This is a genomic window from Paenibacillus sp. 32O-W, from assembly GCF_007679495.1.
In the GTDB taxonomy this organism is placed as follows: domain Bacteria; phylum Bacillota; class Bacilli; order Paenibacillales; family NBRC-103111; genus Paenibacillus_L; species Paenibacillus_L residui.
Genome location: NZ_VEGP01000086.1, coordinates 1 through 18,473 on the forward strand (window position 1 = coordinate 1; position 18,473 = coordinate 18,473).

At 46.8% G+C, this 18,473-nt stretch carries 10 protein-coding genes; 2 read left to right on the forward strand and 8 right to left on the reverse strand.

The genetic code is table 11. The features are described 5' to 3' along the window. Nucleotides 1-30 precede the first annotated feature (30 nt). From FS806_RS22905 to FS806_RS22930, 6 genes are all read right to left on the reverse strand, one after another. Nucleotides 31-438 (reverse strand): hypothetical protein, encoded by a 408-nt coding sequence (locus FS806_RS22905; protein WP_144941334.1) that lies wholly within the window; start codon nt 436-438, stop codon nt 31-33. Between the two features lie 392 nt (nt 439-830). After that, nucleotides 831-1,370 (reverse strand): TetR/AcrR family transcriptional regulator, encoded by a 540-nt coding sequence (locus FS806_RS22910; protein WP_260982230.1) that lies wholly within the window; start codon nt 1,368-1,370, stop codon nt 831-833. Between the two features lie 347 nt (nt 1,371-1,717). Then, nucleotides 1,718-3,604, reverse strand: coding sequence for a hypothetical protein (locus FS806_RS22915; protein WP_035979014.1), 1,887 nt, complete (start codon nt 3,602-3,604; stop codon nt 1,718-1,720). 189 nt (nt 3,605-3,793) lie between these two features. After that, the gene (locus FS806_RS22920) at nt 3,794-4,285 is read right to left on the reverse strand and encodes a hypothetical protein (protein WP_024982790.1); all 492 of its coding nucleotides are present in this window, start codon (nt 4,283-4,285) and stop codon (nt 3,794-3,796) included. Between the two features lie 397 nt (nt 4,286-4,682). Next, a complete protein-coding gene (locus FS806_RS22925; protein ID WP_024982788.1) occupies nt 4,683-6,374 on the reverse strand; it encodes a methyl-accepting chemotaxis protein in 1,692 nt (563 codons plus the stop codon). Nucleotides 6,375-6,546: 172 nt separating this feature from the next. Then, the gene (locus tag FS806_RS22930) at nt 6,547-12,261 is read right to left on the reverse strand and encodes a fibronectin type III domain-containing protein (RefSeq protein ID WP_144941335.1); all 5,715 of its coding nucleotides are present in this window, start codon (nt 12,259-12,261) and stop codon (nt 6,547-6,549) included. 263 nt (nt 12,262-12,524) lie between these two features. On the opposite strand from FS806_RS22930, the gene FS806_RS22935 reads away from it, so the two are divergent. Continuing rightward, complete coding sequence (locus tag FS806_RS22935; RefSeq protein ID WP_144941336.1) at nt 12,525-12,743, forward strand: hypothetical protein; 219 nt, start codon at nt 12,525-12,527, stop codon at nt 12,741-12,743. 39 nt (nt 12,744-12,782) lie between these two features. After that, entirely contained in the window at nt 12,783-13,160 is a 378-nt protein-coding gene (locus FS806_RS22940) for a hypothetical protein (protein ID WP_144941337.1), read from the forward strand. A gap of 385 nt (nt 13,161-13,545) precedes the next feature. Here FS806_RS22940 and FS806_RS22945 read toward each other — a convergent pair whose 3' ends face one another. After that, entirely contained in the window at nt 13,546-13,926 is a 381-nt protein-coding gene (locus FS806_RS22945) for an S-layer homology domain-containing protein (RefSeq protein ID WP_222126753.1), read from the reverse strand. 534 nt (nt 13,927-14,460) lie between these two features. After that, complete coding sequence (locus FS806_RS22950; protein ID WP_313960616.1) at nt 14,461-18,471, reverse strand: Ig-like domain-containing protein; 4,011 nt, start codon at nt 18,469-18,471, stop codon at nt 14,461-14,463. Nucleotides 18,472-18,473: the final 2 nt, after the last annotated feature.

Here is an 18,473-nt window from a genome sequence, read left to right on the forward strand (position 1 = left end):
GTTTGGGGGTGAAACAATAGAAGACCCTAGCTAGGAAGCTAGAGTCTGCAACGGAATGTGAATTCCGAGAAGCTTATCATTGTAATTGGGGGTGTGATTTCCTTCGAACACAGCTATCATTTCCTTTGACAAAAACATGCTTGTGCCGTTCGCATAAGCATCCCGTACAACAAGAATCCAAGTAATCGGGGCCGTCTTATGGACCGTTTTATTGTCCTCAGCAAAATCCGTACCGTTCATTGGAGCCGTAAAAAAGTCCCAAGTTGTGCTGTCGCGGAGCTTCGATCCTATCGGAAGCTCTCCGATCGTGAGGACGGAAGGTTCAGAATCATTGGAATCAGCACTGGCCTGGGCGAATGGAAGTGGAACGGATGCGAAAATAACGACAAAAACAAGCCATATCTTAAATACATCTTTCACTTTTCTTGCTATCAGCATAAGCAAATCCCCTCTAATCTTACTCATCTTAACTTATTGATAGATTTCCTTGTGTCAGGCTTTTGTAAGCACTATTTGAAGAAAGAACGACCAATCCTTGGGAGCCATGATCGAATATAATAGCCTCTACACCTTCTTACGGTCCGGCTGTCACCATCACGCTTGAAAATTTTGTGAAGTTTTGCATGCAATTATAGAGACCGATCCCTGTTCCATCACGACTATACGATGCGATAAGACGCCAGCAGCTGCTTGCCTCGAGTCTGTTCATCTGCGACTTCGCAAATTTCCTTCGAAAATTTATGTATGGGCCGTTCAGGTTCAAACACCCAAGGATTCATATCTTGACTGTACTGCCCAATCAACTTACATGTCGTTTTCCAATGATTTTTCTAGCTTTCCGCAACCATTCCAAATAAAAAAAGGCGAACAACCTCATCCGCCAAAACTTCCGGTTGCTGATGCAGAGCCCTTTGTGTCGTGACAAAGCGCTCCATCATGCCGACGATACAATCCGCCGCGATGCCTACATCCAAGTCTTCACGAAAATAGCCCGCCTGCTGCTCCGAAATCAGATTTAAACGGATATCATCGGCCAGTTGATTTTTAATTTCTTCCGCCTGTGGAGCGACAAGAAAACCAATACGGGCTAAATTGGGCTCTTCTTCGAAAAATCGAAAGAAAGGCGCAAGTCCCTCCGCAATCCTTTGATGAACGGAGTCTTTCGCGATACCTGGTTCAAGGCGACTCTTCCGGGTGAAATTGCTCAACCTGGATCGAAACAAATCTATCAATTCCTTAAACAGCGATTCCTTATTCTCGAAGTAAAGATAGAACGTCGGCTGCGTAACCCCGGCCTTTTTGACGATACTACTTACTTTCGTCTCGTGATAACCCTGCAGAGCGAACTCATCTGCGGCGATATTCAGCAATAACGCTCGGCTCTGTTCACCGCTTGCCCCTTTTTTTCTTCCCCTCTGCCCCATGCACTTCCATCTCCAATAAACAAATTATATTACTTGAAAGTATTATATTGATATTGTAGAAGAGCGTCGAGAGAATGATAACGAAGAATTTAATCTAACACTACCGATTGTATTGCTCCAATCCTCGCAATAATACGGAAACAACAGCGCCGAAACGAATTTTCGTAACATCGGTATGCCTAAACTATTCGAACGCGCGTTTCAAGGCAAAACGCTTAAGGGTTCATAAAATGATGGATAAAGCTCGATAATATCGTTTACAGGAAATTCCGGTTGAATCCATTAGGAATTTCCTACCATTTCAACTCATAACCGTTTCTGCATTTCGAATCCCAGCATAAAAGGAAAAATTGCTCATTTCGATATTGCAGCCTCAGCGAGCCTTTGCATTTCGGACACTTACACTTTGAAGCAGGCCATCCCATAAGCTGAAGGTATTCGAAAATGGCCTGCCCCAGTTTGGAATAAAGTCCTTTCATCGCCTCTCTTGGTGACACATTCAGCTGATTGACACTGAAGTGATGGTCAATAACTCTCTCTTGAAGGGAATGATCTGCCGGAAGCCAAGCCTGATCATGTGCCGTGTAAAGTTGCATAATCGCTCTGATGATACCCTTAGATTCATCTTCTACGCTGCAATGGAATCCGAGAAACAAATCCCATCGAGGGTGCCTTAGCGGAATACGAAAGAGAAATGGATCAAATGCAGCTAATGTTCTCTTGAGTTTTGTTTCTGTAACAGCTCCTCGATCTGCTCTCTCGATGTCTTGTTTTCGCTTATCCAATGACTGCTTCCATTTATCCCACTGAAGTTTCTTCTCGTTATTTAGTTGAAGTGTTCCTTCTTTTGCTTTTAGTCCCTGATCAATTTCCTGAATTTGTTGTTGGATGCGATTTCGTTCATCTTCAAGTGCTCCCAAAGTTTTTCGGTTAAAACCGAATCTGGATGATAACTTCGCACCTTCACTCCGAAGCACCGCGGCCACTTGCTGGAGCTTCAATCGCAATTGTTCAGCCTGTTTTTTATCGTTTGCTATTTGCGAATGCAATTTGTTCCAGTTCATCATAAATGCCTCGAAGCCAGGTCGCTTTGCTTCTTCTTTCGCCAAATTTGCCTTGTGTTGTGCCGCTAATGCTTGTCCATGTATGTTTAATAAATCTTTGATCATTTGATCGGCGAGCCGCTCCGCTCCCCAGAATCTTGATGTGAAACCTGAGCATTCTTGTAGTGCGTAATCAATCGGGTCGTCAGGCTCTTCAAACGAGCCGACTCTTTTCCGATCCGCAGGATTTTCGAAAAAATAAATTTGATGCTCTATGGAATACAGCTCCATTTGATAAACCGTGCCATGTGCCAGCATCTTCTTTTCCGCAAAACCATAGCAAGCGATCTTCTGATTTTCCAGAAGCGCAACGTCGCCAACTTTCGCTGCATAATCATGATGCACATAGAGTCGAAATGGTTTTGAATTCCGTCTTTTTTCCTCTCGACTGGTGGAAAAGTCAATTATAATATAACCTTTATGAGTAACATTCCTTACGGTACCTACAACTACAGCCAAGCAGCTCGAACCGAGTTTGTCGATTCTGTTGATGATATCGTCCTGCATTCCGAATATATCGGCAAATTTAACTTTTTCCCCGCTTTCTGTTAGGACACCAAACGCAGAAACGTTATTCTTGAAGGTATTAATCTCATAATCTTTCAGCAGACTGGATAAGAAAAAATAAAACTTCTGGTGAGCCGGTTGGGTAAAGAATTTGGCGTAAGCTCTTCTTGAATACCCCAATGGATCCCCAATTTTTCTGACCAATTTGGCGCTTGTTAATATTCTGATCACCTTTGCTCGTTCATCGACGGACATTCCGTTTGTTTCTGCCAGCGAAATGACTTTTGAATCCGGACTCCGGAAACGGCACCTTTCGTAATGCTGCTGCAACTTGCCTTTTCGAAAAAAGGGACATTCATCATCGGCGACATGTTCAAGAACCGTTGGTTCTTTGTTCTTTTCGTTCGCTGCTACGAGGTGTTGGGGAAGTTCTTTACATCCTAAACAGACATAACGATTTGGCTCTTTCAAGTGCTGGTGATTATGTACCTCCCTAGCCGATCTTATTTTATTTGTCTTCCGGTCAATCGCCCAGTTCATGCTTAAGTCCGAAGATTTAGGATTAGACATGCTTCCATCATTCCTTTGTCGTTTCCGCTCGTTTTTGATAGGATGAACCCCCGATATAAATCTAGTGCCCCCAAGCAACCTGGATGTCATTATTAGAAACACCCATGATCTCCGCTTGTTTGGCATAATCCATGTCACTTCAGGATGTTTCTGCAACATCAAGATTAATTTTAATACTCCAGAAGAAGATTACAAAACCTCTGTCATGTACCGATTAAAAACCGTTTCAATATTGTCGGCCAGTTGCCGAGGATTAACAATCATAAATTGATTTTCAACGGTAATCATCCCACCAAAAATATAGGAGAACTGCCCTCCATCTTTAATACGTCCTTCATGTACCAAACCGTTTCTGAAATGTTTGTAAAATAAATCGGCCAATATCTGCTTTTTACTTGGCAGACGCTGGGCGAACTCCGGGATTTCCGTGGCCAACCAATGAACATACCTTTTGCGCACTTCTTCGATATTTGATTTCAGTCTTGATAGCACATCCATTGTTGTTACACAGAGCAAGCCTGCCGCAAATGCGTCATTGTCTTCATTTAGTTTCTTTATTGGCCCTAGGTAGAAACCATTTATTCTATCTCTGAATGCTTGGATAAGCACCTCTGGATTATCCAATGTGACATCGCGATATTTTAGAGTAGGTGAAAAGTAAATCCCGTCTTCGATTCGCACGTAATCAACTTCCTTAAAGGTTTTTGGAGATAAAACAATTGCCGCTCAGATTCCCTGTCGGGAAACGAGCGGCTTTTTATTGCCAAGCATGACACAAGTGAGGGACAATGGATGGCGTATGCAGCAAGAGGATATAACGCCATTCTTTGTCGTAAGAGCCGCGAAAGCAAAAAGACCTATTTGATCCATATGCGGACAAACAATGAACAAGAAATTACTTTTGCAATATTTGCCGGAGCTGTCTCCAACGAAAACAAATTGAAGATCTGTCAGCACAAGCTGATTCGGATGACATGGCCCCGAACCCGCTTCGAGTAGAAAAGCTGTCAAATCGTTCATAAAAACGGTTATCTACTTCACTTCGATACAGAAGAGAAATGACCGGAACTAAAATATTTTAATGCTCAACTTTGAACTTGTGAATAGAGTTATTCAATTCTTGGGCCATGCGGCTTAATGTTTGCACGGAAGCAGAAATCCCTTCTATCGAGGCCAACTGTTCCTGTGAGAATGAAGCAGCATCTCTACTCCTTTTGTAAGACGCTGTGGCAATGTTGTTCAGTTCACCGATGGAAGCGCTAATTTGTTCAGAACCGGCTGACATTTGTTCCGTCGCCGCAGAAACTTCTTCGGCCTGCGCAGCAATCTTTTCTGAATCTAAAACAATATTTTGGAAAATCCCTCCCGCCCATTGTATGATTTGATTCCCTTCATCCGCCTCTTTTGTACCGATTTCGATAGATCGGACCACTTTGAAAATATCATCCTGAACTTTTTCGATCATATCCGCGATCATGTCCGCCGACTGTTTGGATTGTTCCGCAAGTTTTTTGACTTCGCCTGCGACAACTGCGAATCCTTTTCCTTGTTCTCCGGCTCTTGAGGCTTCGATGGCGGCGTTTAAGGCCAACAATTCTGTTTGACTGGTAATTCCCGTAAGAACCTCGGTTATGCGATTAATTTCGTTCGATCGTTCCCCAAGCTGTCGTACCAGGGAGGCTGATTCATGAACCGTTTTGCTAACCATCTCCATTTTCCTAATCGCTTCTTGAATCGACTCATTACCTGCACCGGCTGCTTTTGCCGTTTCGTTGGAGAGTTCCGCCACTTCACCGGAAATTTCGGCAATGCGCTGCACACCAATCGCCATTTCTTCCGTTGCCTTACTGCTTTCTTCCGTCACACTTACCTGCATATCAGAACCGCTTGCAATTTCCTCGGTTACCACGGCAACCTGATTAACAGCCAGTACAGTTTCTTCGACGCTGCTTGCCAATTGCTTTGACGCATCAGCCACCTGTTCGCTTGTTGCTTTAATCCGTTCTATTAACGTGGCCAAATTCTGCCGCATCGCTTCGAAGGAAAGGGCAAGCTGTCCAATTTCATCCTTGGATATTGCTGCTATTGGCTGGCCTAAATCTCCCTCGGCAATCCGTTTCGTGCCTTGAATGAGTTTTTTCAGCGGCCGGATGACTGAACGGCTATGTAAATAAACAACCACAAGACCGACTGCAAGTACGATCACAAGGTAGATGACGGACAATTGGTTATTAGCCTTGTTCGTTTGTTCGGCCTGTAAGACTGCGTTCGTGATCTCGATTAATTTGCTGTTACGGAGTTCATCAATACGTTTGTTGATGTCCTCGGCGCTTTTGTCAAATTCGCCCATGATCCGATTACCACGTTCGTATCCGCCGTCGATGTACTCGTTTGCCATCTTTTGCCCCATTTCATAGTATCGGTCAAAAGAAGTTTTGGTTTCATCCAACTTTTGCGCTTCATGCGGATACATATCTTTCATTTTTTTCAGGTTTTCATGAAAAAGAGCCGCGTATTTTGCGGCTTGGTCGAAACCGTCGTCAAGTCCATCCTTGCCTCTCGTCGCGCTTATATCTGTGAGCCATTGCTGCACTTGCACGACAGATAACTTTAAATCATCCGCCAAAAGGGCAGCTTTCAAGGTATGATCCTCAATTTTTTTCAATTCCTTCCACTGTGCTTCGGATATGAAGTACTGAAACAACTGCATCGCTATAAAAGCGATAAAAAGAACTGCGAACGAAATGAAACTTTTCATTTTAATACTCATAATCTATTGGTTCTCCCCCTTGTTTTTTATCTATTTAGAATAATTATATTTAAAAAGATGAAATTAAACAATGAACACGGGCACCGATGTGCAATCAATTTTTTATTGTTTCCCTTGCAAAAAAATCACGCGAAGAATCCCTTTTTCAGGACGCTTCGCGTTGTTTAAAGATTTATTTTAGAATGTCTACCATCCGGAGCAAAATAGTAGCTGCTTCCGCTCTTGTCATCGTATCATTTGGCACGAACTTGTTACCTGCGCGGCCGCTGACGATGCTAAGCCCACGAATCGCTTCTACAGAGCCTTTCGCCCACTGGGGGATCGCTTCATCATCAACAAAACCAGTTGTGGTAGAGGCTTTGAGCGGTCGTTTGATCGCTTGTGCGACCATGACCGCCATTTCCGCGCGGGTAACCGACGCATTCGGACGGAAGCTGCCGTCTTCATATCCGTCGATAATTCCCGCCTGTACCGCCTGGGCAACCGCTTGCTTCGCCCATGCCCCGATTTGATCGTTATCGTTAAATGTAAGAGCAGCGCCCTTCTCTTCCAACCGCAAGGCACCTGTCAGCATCACAGTAAATTCCGCGCGAGTAACAGGATGGTTCGGTTGGAACGTCCCATCTGGATAACCGCTGACGATTCCTTTGGCCGCGGCACGCTTAATGTGATTTTCTGCCCAGTGTCCGGCAATGTCGGTAAATTCAATAACTGGTTCGTATGGCTTGGGTGTTTCTCTGTAAATAGTCAACGTGTATTTCTTCTTCGTACCATTCTCCGCCTGCACCGTTAACACAAACGTATTGTCGCCTTCCTCCAGATGTTCTTTCGTTCTGTCCGTGATCTCTTTTTCTTTCAGCATCACCTTCGCCGCAAAGTGCACCGGTTTTACCATTATTTCGACTTGCTCGGCTTGTGTTCGGGCTGTAAAACTTGTCGTACCGGCAGCAAACGATGGGCTTAGCTCCAATTTTTTATCCTTATCCCATACCTGCAGTTCTTGCAAATCGGCGTTACTGGATAACACCCTGCCTCCTCCGGAACCGCTACCCCCGGTACCGCCGCCTCCACTCGAAGATTGGGCTGTTGTTGCTTGCTTGCTGAGCGACGTACTCTCGTTACCCACAGCGTCATAAGCAGTAACTTTGAACGTGTAGGATGTATTAGTAGCCAAACCGTTGATCATGGTTCCTTTTACATTACCGCCTACCGCTTTGTACTCTACTTCATCCACATAAATCCGGTAGCCCGTCACTCCTACGTTATCTATTGCACTTGGCCATGTGAGTTTCACGCTCGTCTGCGTAATATCCGACACTGTCAGTTCGCTACCATCCGGCCATCTCGGAGCTTCGGTGTCCGGCTCCATCGGCTGCGGCAGCGTCTTGGCCGATGCACTCAGTTCCGCACTTTCGTTCCCTGCCTCGTCGTAAGCCGTTACTTTGAACCTATAACTCGTTTCTGCCGTCAGACCATTAACGATGAGTGCATTTTCGTTCCCGCCTGCCGTTTTGTACTCGACATCATCTACATAAATCCGGTAGCCGGTCACTCCTACGTTATCCGTTGCGCTCGGCCATGAAAGTTTCACGCTCGTCTGTGTCACATCCGAAACCGCCAGCTCACTGTCATCCGACCATTGCGGCGCTTCGGTGTCCGGCTCCGTCGGCTGCGGCAGCGTCTTAGCCAAGGCGGTCAGTGCCGCGCTTTCGTTCCCTGCCTCGTCGTAAGCCGTTACTTTGAACGCATAGCTCGTCTCCGCCGTCAGGCCAGTGACGATGATTGCATTTTCGTTCCCGCCTGCCGTTTTGTACTCGACCTCATCTGCACAAATCCGGTAGCCGGTCACTCCTACGTTATCCGTTGCGCTCGGCCATGAAAGTTTCACGCTCGTCTGTGTCACATCCGAAACCGCCAGCTCACTGTCATCCGACCATTGCGGCGCTTCGGTGTCCGGCTCCGTCGGCTGCGGCAGCGTCTTGACCGATGCGCTCAGTTCCGCACTTTCATTCCCTGCTTCATCGTAAGCCGTTACTTTGAACGTATAGCTTGTCTCCGCCGTCAGACCATTAACGATGAGTGCATTTTCGTTCCCTGCCGTTTTGTACTCGACGTCATCTACATAAATCCGGTAGCCGGTCACTCTCACGTTATCGGTCGCGCTCGGCCATGAAAGTTTCACGCTCGTCTGTGTCACATCCGAAATCGTCAGTTCACTGTCATCCGGCCATTGCGGCGCTTCGGTGTCCGGCTCTGACGGTTCCGGCAATGTCTTGGCCGAAGTAGTCAATGCCGCACTTTCGTTCCCCGCCGCATCATAAGCTATCACTTTAAACATATAGGTCGTATCTGCTGCCAGACTGGTCACAGTAGTTCCATTGACGCCGCCGCCTACCGTTTCGTGCTCGGTTCCGTTGACATAGATCCGGTAACCCGTTACGCCCACGTTATCCGTCGCTGTTGGCCAGGACAGTTTCACGCTCGTTTGTGTAATATCCGACACGGTCAGTTCACTGCCATTCGGCCATTGTGGTTCTTCGGTGTCCGGGTCGGGCTGCTTTGCTTTCGGCGTTACCGGATTCGATGGGGCTGATGGAACCGAGTTTCCCACTTTATTCGTCGCTTCAACCGTGAACCTATACGTCGTACCGTTCGTCAAGCCGGTAACGATGATCGGACTTGAATCGCCGCTCTGTGTGATCGGCGTTGCTGTTCCGTCCACCCAGGCAGTGACAGTGTAACTTAGGATAGGGCTGCCTCCGTCATTCTCCGGCGCATGGAAGCTGACCTTCGCTTGACCGTCTTCCGCCTCAGCCATTACATCGAGGGGTGCACTGGGTACCGAAGAAACAGGAATTGCGGCAGGCATTGCAATTACTGCCTCTGTGAAATCGCTTGCCCCTTTTGTATTGAAGGCTTTCACCGCAAAGGCATAACTCATGTAATTCATCAAACCTGTAACGGTGCATGTGTTCCCTGTTATATTTTCTTGTACCAAAACCCAATGATCTGGATTAGTCGGCGCTGATGTCCCTTCGTATTTATACACCGCGTAGCTGTCCGCATTTGCTACGGTGCTCCAACTCAGGGTGATTTTCCGGTCGCCAGTGGCGCTCGTCAACTTTTCTGGCGCAGAAGGAGCGGAAGGAGCGGTGACTGGAATCGTATACGTTTCCGTCATGACGTCACTATCCGCCATGCCAGCCTTGACTGCAATCGCTTTTATCGTCATGTTTCGCTTTACAGGGATCGGTTCGTGATAGAGCAAGCTACTGCCTGGAGTTGGCGTGCTGCCATCCGTCGTGTAGTAAATCGACGCTCCGGCAGTAGACGCAGACAACGAAACTGTCGTTCCCGACTCCATCTCTCCACTTGGCTTGCTGGCTATCGGCTCAGCAGCTTGCGGAGCGACGTAAAAGGGATATGCGCCTCCAACTCCCGATCCCATTTTCGCTTCTTGCCCATCTGTCGCCATTGCGTACAGCACATGCATGCCTGGAGTCAAACCATCAATCAAGCCTTCCCAGTTATCCTGGCTCAAGGGTTTCGCCTTATTCCATGCGCCTTGCGAAGAATCAAGCTGGTAGTATACGTCTAGTATCCGGCCTTGAATGGGAGCGTAATTGTTTTTCGGTGTGAAACGAACGGAAGCTGTCCCACCAGTTAATCTGTTGTTCGGGAAAGCATCGATCTTCACAGGCAATGGACTCGCTGTCTCCCTTTGATGAATGTCCATCAATTGATTGGTCGTCGTCGTAGCGTAAACTTGATTTGTCGCAGGATTGACTGCTATATCCGAGGCATTGACGGCACTCGCCAGTTTTGTCCAGGTGTTCCTCACCTCATCGAGTACCGTAATCGAATTCAATGCGGCGACATAGATTTTGTCGTTACCCTCGTCCAGCGCCAACTTCTGAGGATAATCATCATCTAATGTTAATAATTGTGCAGTCGATAAGGATGCGCCGTCTATGACAGTGACGGCTTTGCCCAAAAAATTGGAGACATAGACTTTGTTCGTTTTTTTGTTAACGGCTATCGCATAGGGCTGATTTCCGGCGGGAACAGTACTCGTGGCATTCGACGCCCCGTCAATAATCGTAACGTTATTGCTGCCGCTATTGGCCACATAGATTTTGTTCGTTTTCTCGTTTACAGCCGCCATTTTCGGGCTTTGCCCTACTTGTACGGTAGCCGTAACCTTTTTCATCTCACCGTCGATCACCGAGACCGTACCGTCCTGGGAATTGGTAACATACACTTTGTTGGTCAACGGATGGACAGCCACATGGACCGGACCCGAACCGACAGGCACGGTGCTTTTGCTGTTCGACGCCCCGTCAATCACAGTCACACTGTTACTTTGATTGTTGGCGACATAAATTTGGTTCGTAATCGGATTGACAGCAATGGCGGAAGGGGACCCGCCCACAGGAACTGTTGTGACAATGGTATCGTCGTTGCCATCGATCACCGTCACAAAGCTGGGAGCTGAATCATGCACGACATAAATCCGGTTCGTCATCGGATTTACGGCTGCCGCGATTGATCCTTCGCCAACATTCAAATTCTTTACGATGTTTAATTCTTTTGATTTCAAATCGACAATAGTTACTTCCCGACTGCCCGCATTGGTTACATACGCCTTTTGGGTAAAAGGATTGATCGCCACAAATCGGGGATTGTTCCCCGTCCCAATCCTGCTTATATCCGTACGCGTTCCGTCAATTACGGATACATTATTTTTATTCTTAGATCCGGCATAAATTTTGTTGGTGACCGGATTGACGACAAGAGGAGCATCTCCTTCTCCAATATCTACTGCCAATGTACCCAACGAATTGTTTGTATCGCCGTCAATTACCGTGACGCCGTCATTGGCGGTTACATAAATTTTATTTGTGACAGGGTTTACGACCACGTTTTTAGGTTTTGACTGCACCGGCACCGACTTTTCAATGGTTTGGTTTTTGCCGTCTATAATCAAGGCAAGCCGGTTTGACAAACCGATGGCATAAATTTTGTGAGTGATCGGATTCACAGCAATTCCTACTAAGTAGTCATTAAAAGGAATCGTATTCTTCAAAATGTCGGTATCGCCATTGATCACCGAAACGCCTCCAGCATTAGCATGAGCGATATAAACCTGGTTCGCGGCATGATCGATGGCAATCGATTCCGGATAATCTCCAACCGAAACCGACTTGCTTAATTTGCCTGTTTCTCCTTCTATAATCTTTACAACATTTCCCGAGCAGGTTACATAGATTTTGTTCGTCTGCGGGTTGACGGCGATCGCACGAGGCATGCTTCCCAAATCAACGGTACTCGTCACTTCATTCGTTTCGCCGTCAATGATGGACAAACTTTTGCTTTCTTTATTGATTACGTAGATTTTGTTCAAAACCGGATTTACGGCAACTGCTACGGGGTATTTTCCCGTCCAAATGTTTCTCGTCTGTTGATTATTTCGATCAATGACCATGACGATGTCATTATCTGAAATTCCACCAAGATAACTGGTGACATAGATTTTATTCGTTTTCGGATTTACAGCAACATCCAACGGCATGCCGGATAGTTGCCAACTTAGCTTTGAGTGATTCGTCACACCATCAATAATCTTGAAGTTTTCTTTACCCGCATAACTGATGACATAGATTTCGTTCGTAATCGGATTCACAGCTGCTGCGCGCGGCTCGTACTTGTCTATTTCCGCAACCACCGCATCTGCCGACACGGTCTGCGGAATATGAACAAACCCAGCGACAAGCATAACCGCGATAATCCAGATCTTGACTAATGCAGCAAACCTTCGCCTGAAGCTACTCTTCGCTATCGTTAAGAACAAACCTGCATGTGTAAGAAGTGATCCTTTTCCCATCATTCCAGTCCTCTCTATCTATTCATTCTTAGCAATCGTTACAAACAGTTGCATTTCATCCATATATTTCTGCTGCACGGGTCCTCGATAAAATTTGCAATGATAAGACAATCATCTCTATTTTATTTTGAATAGAAGTGCATATCTATTCCCCTTGGGGGAAGTTTAGGGGGTATTTTGGTGAGTAATATTCCATTGATGCACCGACAGTGTTTTACTATAATCAATTTATGGAAAACTTCGAAAATGAAAAAAGGACTTCCACTATGTACCCACAATCTGAATCCCGGCCCCTTTCTCCTCTTCTGCAAACCAAATTGCATATCCCCGGCACCGGGTCAACGCTTGTGCAACGGCCATCTTTACGACGTCTTCTCGATCAGGGACTTGACGCCAAATTGACGTTGATGACCGCACCGGCGGGCTTCGGCAAATCGACGCTGATCACGGAGTGGATTCGTCAGCAGCCGTATTCATACGGATGAATTTCTCTGGACGGGCGTGACAACGATCTGGTTCGCTTCATGGAATATCTGATCGCCGCGTTGCGACCGATACAACCCGGCCTCTGCGATTCCGTGTTGCAGTACATTCAAGAAACGAGGAACTTCTCCGCCGAAACGGCCATGACCCTCTTGATGAACGAGGTCCAGGCACTGAATCAGGAAATCATCATCATACTTGACGACTATCATGCGATTTGCGAGCCGTCCATCCATCATGGGCTGACATTTTTACTCACGTATCTTCCTCGAAATATGCATTTGGTCATAGCAAGCCGTTCCGAACCTCAACTGCCTTTGTCGGTGATGCTTGCCAAACGGCAGCTTGTCCGCATTTCAGCGAACGATTTGCGTTTTACGGCTGATGAAATTCGCGAGCTTGTTCAAGCTAACGGTTGACAAACGTTTGACGAAGGAAGAGCTGGTCTGCCTGGAGCGTAGAAAGGAAGGATGGATAGCGGGTTTGCAGAAGGTGAATTTGGAGGTTCCTTTGCGCTTGCTTAGGATGTTGTTCTGAACCTGCAAACGAGCGGTATTACATGAAGCAATATGGCAAGTGACGAAGACGCCATTATGTCCCTTCCCAAATTAGTCCAATAAACCATCATATGCATTTTTAAGTTCCCCCATTATGGGCTGACCGGTTCATTCCTGTTCACCTTATGCTTTCAAAGAACAGTCGCACAACGATTGCAGATCTTTCTCCGTCTATCCTCTTCCCTACAAAAAAACAGATACAACATAGAAACTATCGTTTCTGTCGTTGTATCTGTTAACGTTCTGTTTATTCTTTTTTCTCTAACATCCGAAGCAACATGACCGCCGCTTCTGCACGCGTCGCTGTCTCGCTAGGCACGAACTTATTACCCTCACGGCCACTGGAGATGCCAATCGCACGAATCGCTTCTACAGAGCTTTTCGCCCACTGCGGAATCACCTCATCGTCAGCAAAAACAGTTACGCTGTTGGCCTTGAGCGGTAGTTTGAGCGCTCGAGCGATCATAACCGCCATTTCCGCTCGGGTAATGTGCGCATTCGGACGGAAGCTTCCGTCTTCATATCCATTAATCATTTCTGTCTGTACCGCCTGAGCGACAGCTTGCTTCGCCCATTTGCCGATCTGATCGTTATCGGTGAACGTTACAATTGCGCCTTGCTCTTCCAATTGCAAAGCGTAATACGAAATTTGGAAAGTTAAACAAAGCTAAAGGAACAAAAAACTATAGCAGTTATTCAGACTACATAAAAAAACATCTGAAGGAAAAATGAAAGTATTTACTTTTAAACAGTTCTTCGTGGTCGATCATTCCATCGGAGCACATTGAAAATAAGAACAGAATCATGTTTCCAAGTTGTAAGCATAGTGTTTTGATTGAAGACTGCCTTCAACTGCAACAACAGTGAAAACAAGGATATCGATGATCCTGGCTTGTATTGAGTAAGCGTAAACAGTCCACAACATCACGGTTGAAGTGATCCAAAACTCAAATTGATGAGATAACGACCCAAGAGGGAGAAGACCTGCTTACAAGTTTCTGACAAATCCACGTGTTGAATGGGAACTGAGGTGATCTGTTTCCACCCCACATTTTATCCTGACAAAAAAACTATCTCCCTACCTGTGAGATCCACAAAAATACTTACAAAAATAACAAGTGCGATAGGCCTGGATGAACTGCCCTCGCACTTGTTGGATTGCTTATTTACCTCTTTCGATCATACGTAGTAATATCACCGCCGCTTCGGCACGAGTTGCCTTTTCGTTCGGCACGAAGCGATTCCCGCCGCGACCATCGACGATGCCAATCCCACGAATCGCTTCCACAGCGCCTTTTGCCCACTGAGAAATCGATTCATCATCAGTAAAACCAGTCACGGTATTGGCATTAAGCGGCAGTTTCAGTGCTCGGGCGATCATGACTGCCATTTCTGCGCGGGTAATCTGCGCATTCGGTTGGAAGCTGCCATCTCCATATCCGCTGACAATGCCCGCTTTTACTGCTTTGGCGACTGTTTGCTTCGCCCATGTTCCGATTTGATCTTGATCGGTGAACGTGAGCGTTGCGCCATCTTCCTCCAACTGCAAGGCACCAAACAGCATTACCGTAAACTCTACCCGGGTGACGGGATGGTTCGGTTTGAACGTTCCATCCGGGTAACCACTTACGATGCCTTTCGCCGCGGCACGCTTGATATTGCTCTCTGCCCAGTGACCAGCGATGTCAGTAAATTCGATAACTGGCTCGGAGCGCTTAGGTGTTTCACGGTAAATGGTGAGCGTGTATTTCTTCTTCGTACCATTCTCCGCTTGTACCGTCAACACAAACGTATTGTCGCCTTCATCCAGATTTGCTTTGGTTCTATCCGTAATGACTTTATCCTTCAGTATCACTTTTGCTGCAGAGTGCGCCTCTTTCGCCACAATCTCGATCTGCTCAGCTTCTGTACGAGCTGTATAACCTGTCGTTCCCGAATCAAATGATGGGCTGAGCTTCAGCTTCTTGCCGCCCACCCATACTTGCAGATCAGCAAGATCAGTGTTACTCGATAGCACGCGCCCACCCCCGGAACCACTACCTGAACCACCTCCTCCACCGCCACTCGATGATCGGGCAGTCGTTGCTTTGGCGCTGAGCGGCTCACTCTCGTTCCCGATCGCATTGAACGCTTTGACGGTAAACGTATAGAAGGTACCTGCTTTAAGACCCGTGACGGTTTGTTCGTACACGCTGCCGGTAACTGTCTGATGTTCCCTGCTGTCGACATAGATGCGGTAAACGATCACCCCGTTGGTATCCTGCGCTTCTGGCCAGGATAGTTTTACGTTTGTTTTGGTGATATCCGAAACCAACAGTTTACTACCACTCGGCCATGTCGGCGATTTGGGATCCGGCACAGATGTCCTGACGACCACTTTCACTTCCGCCGTCAAGCCCTGCGGATTCGACACGTCCTGCGCTAGGTTTCCTGTGAACGTATATTCTCCAGCCGTATTGCCGTTATATGCCGGGTTTCCATCGTCCCACATGACACCAAGGCTTCGGCTAGTTTGATCGCTTAGCGTGACCTGAACCGTTGAAGGCAATGGCAGCGCTGAACGTTCCGTTCCATAGGAAACCTCGATATTCCCGAGCGACTCAACGCTTGATACAACCGGAGGCTTTGCTGGTTTCGGGTGCATGACTACTTTCACTTCCGCCCTCAAACCCTGCGGATTCGACACGTCCTGCGCCAAGGTTCCGGTGAACGTATATTCTCCGGCTGTATTGCCGATATATACAGGGTTTCCACCGTCCCAAGTTACACCAAGGCTTTGGCAAGTTTGATCGCTTAGTGTGACTTGAACCGTAGGTGGCAAAGGCAGAGCTGAACGTTCCGTACCATAGGCTACCTCGATATCGTCGAGAGACTCAACACTTGATACAACTGGAGGCTCTGCTGGTTTCGGGTTAACAATCACTTTCACTTCCACCGTCAAGCCCTGCGGATTCGACACGTCCTGCGCCAAGGTTCCGGTGAACGTATATTCTCCCGCTGCATTGCCATCATACTCCGGAGTTCCATCATCCCACGTTACACCAAGGCTTCGACTACTTTGATCGCTTAGCGTGACTTGAATCGTCGATGGCAATGGCAACGATGAACGTTCCGTGCCGTACGAAACTTCGATGTCATCCTGTGATTCTACGCTTTCCACTACTAGCGGCTCCGCTGGCTTCGGATGAACGATCACCTTCACTTCCGCCGTTAAGTTCTGCGGATTCGATACGTCCTGCGACAGGGTTCCGGTGAACGTATATTCTCCGGCTGTATTACCGTTGTATAACGGGCTCCCTTCGTCCCACGTTACACTAAGATTTCGGTTAGTTTGATCGCTTAACGTGACCTGAACCGTAGGAGAAAATGGCAGTGCTGAACGTTCCGTACCATAGGCTACCTCGATATCGCCGAGAGACTCAACGCTTGATACAACCGGAGGCTCTGCTGATTTTGGGTTCACGACCACTTTCACTTCCGCCGTCAAGCCCTGCGGATTTGACACGTCCTGCGCTAGGTTTCCGGTAAACGTATATTCTCCATCCGTATTGCCGTTATATACCGGGTTTCCATCATCCCACGTTACACCAAGATTTCGAATACTTTGATCGCTTAGCGTTACCTGAACCGTTGAAGGCAATGACAGAGCCGAACGTTCCGTACCCTGGGAAACCTCAATATCGTCGAGAGACTCAACGCTTGATACTACTGGGGGCTCTGTTGGCTTCGGATTCACCTCAAAGCTCACTATTGCACTAGCCGTCTTGAAGTCGTCGATTCCGTTTGTCGTGCCATCATCCTGTACGGTATAAGAAAACCGAGCTGTACCAGCAAATGTCGGATCCAAATCGAACTCTATCTGCCCGTTAACGATGACAACAGTTCCACCAACAGCATTATCAACATTAATAATCGTTAGGGATTGCGATGATTCGTTAGCAGGACCCGCGGAATCATTCATGAGCAAATCCGCAAAGGCAATGACAACTTTGCCGCCTGCTTTCGCCACTTTTGGTAACGTATCATTGACTGCCACTGGCGGATCGTTCACTTCACTGACCGTAATCGAAACATGCGCTGGCGGACTCAATCCCGCTCCAGCGTTATCATGGGTAGCCTGCACCTGGAACGAGAATACGTCACCAGCTGGAGAGTTTGCATCAGCCTCAGGTGTAAACTTTAAGCCAGCGCCACCTTCTGAAGTGGTTATGAAATCTCCACTATGGATTTGAGTCACACCGTTATTCTTGTACAGTGTACCGCCAACAATCGCGCTAATCTTATAATGCATTACATTACCGGACTCTTCCGGATGTGGCGTGATGATGAGCCCGCTTGTACTCTGTGTATCTTCTGCGGTAGAAGCATCGGTAATGACAGGAGCTCTAGCATCCTCTGGAACCCATTTGGCAAATAAAACAACATTTTCTTCTCCGATTGTAACTTGACTATTGACGGCATAATCTTCTCCGCTGCCATCAGCAGCACTATTCCATCCGTCAAAGCGATACCCTTCTCTTTCCAACATTCCTGTATTCCCTAATACCGTTGCTTGCTCCCGCCTCACATACAAATTATCGTCAATGGGGACATTCCCACCACTATGGCCATTTCCATCGTAAACAACACGATTCGTAAATGGCTCAAAAAGATAGCCTTTGTATAGGGAATTGTATTGCACATGTAATTGAGCGGTCGAGTTTGCATGCCCGTAAATCGTTAATTGGGATCCGATATTCGGGAATGAAACACTGCTCAACTGGGTTGTACTTGAAAGAATCCTTACTTCTGATAATTGCATATTACCAGTGAATGCATAGTCATCTATTTTGATCACGCTTTTGGGAAGCGTTACCGCCGTTAATTTATTATAAGCAAATGCATACTGATCTATCTTCGTCATACTATCAGGGATGGTTAAACTAGCTATTTGATTATAGGCAAATGACCATTGACCGACACTTGTGATTCCATTAGGTAGCGTTAGAATTGTAAGTTTGTTGTATCCAAAGGCTTGAAAACCAATATCACTTACACTATCCGGGATGATCAAAGTTGAAAGGGAATTATGAATGAATCCATACTTCCCAATATGTATTACCTGAATCCGTGACCTTTTTTTAACCCGAGTTGCTGATTTGGTATGTTGTGGATTTCTTTGGTGGTCTAGCAGGG

What these genes read in the sequence shown, in the direction of transcription:
- FS806_RS22940 (WP_144941337.1), top strand. Translation starts at nt 12,783, where the DNA reads ATGGAATATCTGATCGCCGCGTTGCGACCGATACAACCCGGCCTCTGC.
- FS806_RS22935 (WP_144941336.1), top strand. Translation starts at nt 12,525, where the DNA reads ATGTACCCACAATCTGAATCCCGGCCCCTTTCTCCTCTTCTGCAAACC.
- FS806_RS22905 (WP_144941334.1), bottom strand. Translation starts at nt 438, where the DNA reads ATGCTGATAGCAAGAAAAGTGAAAGATGTATTTAAGATATGGCTTGTT.
- FS806_RS22930 (WP_144941335.1), bottom strand. Translation starts at nt 12,261, where the DNA reads ATGATGGGAAAAGGATCACTTCTTACACATGCAGGTTTGTTCTTAACG.
- FS806_RS22915 (WP_035979014.1), bottom strand. Translation starts at nt 3,604, where the DNA reads ATGTCTAATCCTAAATCTTCGGACTTAAGCATGAACTGGGCGATTGAC.
- FS806_RS22925 (WP_024982788.1), bottom strand. Translation starts at nt 6,374, where the DNA reads ATGAGTATTAAAATGAAAAGTTTCATTTCGTTCGCAGTTCTTTTTATC.